This window comes from Marinobacterium iners DSM 11526 (assembly GCF_900107855.1).
GTDB lineage: Bacteria > Pseudomonadota > Gammaproteobacteria > Pseudomonadales > Balneatricaceae > Marinobacterium > Marinobacterium iners.
This window is the reverse complement of the sequence record NZ_FNRJ01000037.1, coordinates 1-5,444: the sequence shown is the minus strand read 5'-3', so window position 1 is coordinate 5,444 and position 5,444 is coordinate 1. Positions and strand designations below refer to the sequence as shown.

Sequence of the window (5,444 nt, the reverse complement as noted above, 5' to 3'; positions counted from 1 at the left end):
ACCTCCCAGACTCGCTCGGGGCGGTTCAGCGTAACCGGGTCTGGTGAAAAGGACTCCTCAATGCCCAGAGTGCGCGCGATCGTCTCGCAAAAGCTCAGAGCGCTTTCGTCATCCTTCCAGTCCACGTGCAGCAGGGCCAAGCGGCGGTAGGTGGTCAGCAGTTCCATCTCCCACTGCGCAGCGGAGAAGGCGCAGAGAAAACCGCCGGCCTCAAGGGGTTCCTCTTCCCACTCTTCATTCAGCCACTCGACCAGAGCATTCCACAGAGTGGCCTGCAGGCTTTTGGGCAAAGTGGCTGCCATCCGTTCGAACAGCGGCTGCCAGGGGGCAAGCAGCTCGGGCGCGGGCTTGCGTTTGGGTTTGCGTTTGGGTGGCTCCGGCAAGGCCGGCTCTTGCAGTGGTTGCAGGATGACCGGCTCGCCCCGGTATTGGGCGCAGGCCTGCATCAGATCGGTGGGATAGAACTCATGGTCGATGAAGCTGCTGTCATCGATATTCAGCGCGGCAACCACGGCGGCGGCGGGGTAACACCAATAGCCTGCCCATTCTTCCAGTAGATGATCTGGTTGCGGGTAATGAAGTCCCGGTATCTTGTTTTTGAGCAGTAGCTTTTCCCATTCGTCCAGGTAGCGGGCAATCATTTCTGGACGTTTTTCCGCAGGGGCATCAAATACCGCGTAGAGCTTTTTATAGACGGATTTGTTGGCAATCTCGTCGGCCAAGGGGCGCTTGGGGTCATACACACTGAGTAATCGGTCGACGAATAGATCACAACTAGAGGAAATCGCACGGGTGTTACGACCGATTAACTGAGGCTTTTCGCCCAGGGCGTGGGCGAGAGCGAGGAGCATACTTATCTGTAGAGGGTGTACTAAGTCTATTTTCGGATGTTCTAAACCGCAGGCTTGTATGCCGTCTTCCAGCATACTTAGGCGCTCGCGGGTTTCCAAATAAGCCTGGCGTAGCGATTCAATGCTATCGCCACGTGCGTAGAGGGATCGTAAAAGCCCTAAGGACCGATAGCAGGATGCTTCATAGCTTTTTACACGCAGGTCAGTACGGCCATTAGAGCGATTAATTCGTTCCACAATATAGTCTTCACTGCAATACTTCTGTGCAGCTTTTAATGCGTAGTCGATACTGCTGGACAGATCGATGTCAGAGTAAAATCGGTTTTGTCTCATCGGCTAACCCTTATTGGTAGAACTCGTATTCGTCACCTGCACGATCCACGGTGACCTTAGATGTGGATCCGGGCCTATCGTGGATTTCATAAAACTTTGTCTGCCCGCTAGCGCTAGTTCCTGCGTATAGGCGAACGACAGAGCCATCGTTCTCATCTAAGCCCTCGAGCACTTGATCGACTTCGTGAGGTTTGAGGCCTGATGCTTCCAACCGTTCTCTGTTGATCCAATCCTGGCTCATCTGTTGGCCACTCCCTTTTGTGGTACAAAGGCTACCCGCTTTGCAGCTCTCGTAGTCTTTAGAACCGGAAGACTTGGACTCCACAATGTGGATTTTGCCGTCTTTACCTCGAAAAATACTATCTATGCCCGTCGAGCCCACATATTTGGCATACTCGTCCTTCCAGCCCTGAGGGTCATCAACCTTGCGCCAGTCCAGGTTTTGATTGCCCAGTGGCTTCATATCCAAGTCTTCTTCCAGTATGCGGTTTACCTTGGCTTCACCTACCGCACCGACGCCTGTTTTGACCGAAATATCATCCAGTCGACGGTTTTCCAAATCGTCGATTCTTTCGGGAAGAGTACAAGTCGTAGTGTTGTGAACCCACAGTCCGCCATTACCGACAAAATAACTTGGCGTGTTGGCCACGCTGAAGTTGAAAACTTCCAGCGGCTCTTCAATGTGGGAGATGAAATAGACACTGGCGTCGCCGTCGACGGTGGCGGTCCAGTGCCTTTATTTGGTTATGACTCCGGACGCCGTATTTGCTTCAGGCGGTGTCCGGAGTATCCGTGTCGGTTTGTTAAAGAGCGTTGTCTACGGTTGCTGGGTAAGTTCAGCGTGCTTCAGGTGTGGTTCTTGTCGGACTCCTGATCAAAGTTCCTGATAACCGGTTCCAGCGGGGTGTATATGACTTTGAGCTGTTCCTCGGTGATATCGGTATAGTCGGCCAGTAGTTCTCGGACCTTCTCGTAAGGTTCTTCCAGCCCGATATGCCATTCGATCGGGTAGCCTTGGGCGGCATTGACTTGGCGGTTGGCTTCGTTGAGGACGGGGCCATCCAGACCTCGGATACCCCAGCCCTTAGGATATCGTTTGAGTCCTCGGAACAGTCGAGTGAACAGCAACGTTTTGCGCTCGGCGTCATAGCCGTCGAAATCGACGCAGCCCACGCGATACTTGCGCCCCTCCGGCGCACCGGTCAGTATCTGTTGGTAGCGAGTCTCTTCTTCGTCGTGGGGCCAGCCGTTCAGCACTTGCAGGCAATGCCGCATCAGTCCCAGTTCATCCAGCACCTCATACATTCGCTTGCCAGCGGCAATATCTGTCGGATTTTCGACCTGCGGTGGATGGGGGGTGGTTTCGAGCAGCACGCCGTCGAGAAAAGGTTCGTGGCTAATATCGTCCGGCAGGCAGTCGGAAAGCTGCGGTAGCTTGAAATATAGTAGCCACTCGCCTGCGAACAAATCGAACCGGTCCTGCTCCAAAGCTTTGGTGAAATCATGCGAACCTACCCTGCCGAACGTGACGCCTCGCTGATGCTCGGCAATTAGCGCCAGTAGGCGCCTTACCATGGCTGGTACGTGCAAGTCGCAGTAGCCGTCGCTGGGTAAGGCCAGTCCGATATGGCTGCAGCGGGGCTCTGCACCCGAGTTGCTGCCTCGGATAGTGAGTTTGACCCCCCTTCGTGGACAGGTCGGTGTGAGCGTTCGGCATCATCGGCATAGGAGAAATAGGAGACCCTGAAGCCAATGTTGTTGGTCGTATCGGGGCCGGGTAGACCATCGGGAGCTAGGTTTTGGCAGTCCTTGAGATTGTCTACACTGCGAATCGCACCGTCGACAATGAGTGCGTCCAGCCCTTCAAGGTCTTCCGAAATTGGTTGATAATCATCCTTGCCCAGCACCGCCAGTCGCCGAAACAGGGGATGAATTTCTTGGAGCTTTTCCAGCAACGTACGGCTAAAGGTAAGGTACTCCGACAGGGTATGGGGCCTGTTGTCGTAACCTGTCGCGGAGATGCCGAATTTTTGGATTTGGCGCCCTTTGCTCTCATTCACGGGTAAGCTCATTCAAACTACCTCCTCAGTTAACGATATCCGGGGTATGTATTACCTTGATTATGCCTTGGTTATTCTCAGGTAATCCGTTATTAGAATTCTTCAGGATCTCGTCGATTTTTTTCGCCATCTCGGCATCGGAGACATGCCATTCGATATTGTTCGGAGCACCGGTTACCTGCTTTTCGTAACGATTGGCCTTGGTATCCTTGCGATTGATCTCGGCCCACTTTCCAGGGCCGCCATCCGAAGCACCTATTCGATAGCCGCTGGGGCTCTTACGACCTTGAGCGCGACGGCTGGGTTGATGTTCTGCCCCAGGATGCGGCCGATGTCGTAGGGACCGCACTGCATCAGGGTCTCGACCAGCCCCTTCAGGGGGCTGATGGGATCGCCGTAGTTGGGTCAATGCTTGGTTATGATTCCGGACACCGTCAATGTGTGCGAGGGTGCCCGGAGTATCTGTTCCGGTTTATTAAAGAGCGAGTGCGATACAGCTTGCCGTGATGGATTGAGCGACGGTTGTCGCGTGGAGTGTCGGCTTATTCCAGAGGCTCTACCTTGACTCCGCCCTGTGATTCGAACGTGAGCCTTGCCTTGCGCCAGGTATGTCCATCCTTGGCCATCAGGCGTTGCAACTTGATCAGCGCGTTCATGGGACCGATGTTGTTGGATGGGGTGAAGCGCTGTGGGGCGCCATCCGTGATGTAATGACTGATCATGCTGACGGCTAGCTTGCCGTCCTCTTCGAACAATTCGGCAACGACGATCAGCTCCTTCCAGTTCGAGGGGATATCCGTCCGCAGTTCGCTGGCGATAAAGCCCAGCAGTTCCGGAACGGTAAAGGTCTCGACCTTGGATGGTGTTTCCGGTTCCCGCTCGGGTTCCGGCTGTAGCCTGGCTTGTTGACGTCGTTCTTCGTCTTCGCGCTTGTACTTGTCGTAGAGTTCCTGGCCGATGGATTCGATGGTCTCTTTTTCATATTCTTCATCGAGCTCGGGTTTGTAGGCGAAGTCGATGCTGTGGGTGCCATCGCGATGGACTTCGATGGTGCAGAGGTTCCAGTAATCTTCTGATTCCAAGTCAGGGATATATTTTTCAAAATAAAGCTCGCAAGCTAATTCCCCTCTTTCTCTATAAACTGATTCATAGCGTTCATCTAAAATTTGAACTTCTGATTCCCATACATTGAACTTGCCAGCGGTGAAGAAGCTAACATCAGCAGTTCCAGAAGAAGCATAAATATTACATTTAATATTTGTTTTTTCTTCACCTAGAGACATCATCATAAGATCTACAAACTTATCTTCTCGAAACACATCATCCCCCTGCCTGATTTTGAAATGGAGTGGTTTTAACGACGCCATCAATTTTTTCTGTCACCAAAAATCTACTAGGTCTCTTGCTATCTCCCTCATAAATTACCTTAATATCGACCTCAATTGTCTTCCCCTCCGATGCCGCTTTTGCCCATCGGTTTTCCATTCGCTTCCAAGCACTGTGGTTAAGGTTCATATTTTGAGGAGCAAGGTTTATTCTTTCACTCGGACCACCCAGTCTAGTAGCGATAATGTTTTCTTCCTCATCATCAAGACCACATGATCCAGCTTTTTCCTGTTGGTGGCAGTTTCGAATACCTGTATCGAGATCGTCTTAAGTTATTGTAGAGGTGGCATAAGTAGTTCGACCATCGGCGTCTGTTGTATATTGATGACGATCATCCATATAGTACTCTGTGTTTGGTTCATGATTATTCAAGGAATGATTGTTACCCATTGAATCTTCATATTGGATTGTGTAGATCGCATTATGCACACTCAAGCCTTCGCCTCACCGGCGAAGCAGTTCGGCGTTTTGGACACGCTGGGTGATGACTCCGGACACCGTCAATGTGTGTGAGGGTGCCCGGAGTATTTGTTCCGGTTTATTAAAGAGCGAGTGTGACACAGCTTGCCGTGATGGATGAGCGACGGTTAGGCTTGTTTGCGTTGCTTTTCGTCTAGCGGGCAGTGATAGCATCTGCCGTTCTGAGCATCTGGAGAAAAAAGGCGCGGTTACGCTCGAAGTTATCGGCATCGGTTACCAGTGAGAATGAAAAGTAGCCGCCGGGAACATCCGTGATGGCAATCACATAGTGCGCATGCACACGCTCACCTTCTGCCAGTCCCTCGAAGCGCTGGAAGATGACGCCCTGCTCTTC

7 protein-coding genes are annotated in these 5,444 nt (G+C 52.2%); all 7 read right to left on the bottom strand.

Annotation, left to right across the window (positions count from 1 at the left end):
- On the bottom strand, positions 1 to 1,184 hold a 1,184-nt coding region (locus tag BLV48_RS18870), incomplete at its 3' end, for a PoNe immunity protein domain-containing protein (RefSeq protein WP_139253985.1).
- 10 nt (positions 1,185 to 1,194) lie between these two features.
- The gene (locus BLV48_RS18500; RefSeq protein WP_302847922.1) at positions 1,195 to 1,854 is read right to left on the bottom strand and encodes a hypothetical protein; all 660 of its coding nucleotides are present in this window, start codon (positions 1,852 to 1,854) and stop codon (positions 1,195 to 1,197) included.
- A 176-nt stretch (positions 1,855 to 2,030) separates the two neighbouring features.
- Entirely contained in the window at positions 2,031 to 2,759 is a 729-nt protein-coding gene (locus BLV48_RS18495; protein WP_091828253.1) for a hypothetical protein, read from the bottom strand.
- Positions 2,753 to 3,256: a hypothetical protein gene (locus BLV48_RS18490; RefSeq protein ID WP_091828252.1), complete on the bottom strand. Its 504-nt coding sequence runs from the start codon at positions 3,254 to 3,256 to the stop codon at positions 2,753 to 2,755. The genes BLV48_RS18495 and BLV48_RS18490 overlap by 7 nt, the downstream gene beginning before the upstream one ends.
- Before the next feature lie 530 nt (positions 3,257 to 3,786).
- Positions 3,787 to 4,611 carry a hypothetical protein gene (locus BLV48_RS18480; protein ID WP_139253983.1) on the bottom strand — a complete coding sequence of 275 codons (825 nt, stop codon included), beginning with the start codon at positions 4,609 to 4,611 and terminating at the stop codon, positions 3,787 to 3,789.
- Positions 4,565 to 4,879 (bottom strand): DNA/RNA non-specific endonuclease, encoded by a 315-nt coding sequence (locus BLV48_RS19660; protein WP_091828249.1) that lies wholly within the window; start codon positions 4,877 to 4,879, stop codon positions 4,565 to 4,567. The genes BLV48_RS18480 and BLV48_RS19660 overlap by 47 nt, the downstream gene beginning before the upstream one ends.
- Positions 4,880 to 5,243: 364 nt before the next feature.
- On the bottom strand, positions 5,244 to 5,444 hold a 201-nt coding region (locus tag BLV48_RS19090), incomplete at its 5' end, for a hypothetical protein (protein WP_175527739.1).

Bases quoted from the DNA above. Each gene is read 5' to 3' on its own strand.
- BLV48_RS18490 (WP_091828252.1), bottom strand. From the start codon at position 3,256: ATGAGCTTACCCGTGAATGAGAGCAAAGGGCGCCAAATCCAAAAATTC.
- BLV48_RS18480 (WP_139253983.1), bottom strand. From the start codon at position 4,611: ATGGCGTCGTTAAAACCACTCCATTTCAAAATCAGGCAGGGGGATGAT.
- BLV48_RS18495 (WP_091828253.1), bottom strand. From the start codon at position 2,759: ATGGTAAGGCGCCTACTGGCGCTAATTGCCGAGCATCAGCGAGGCGTC.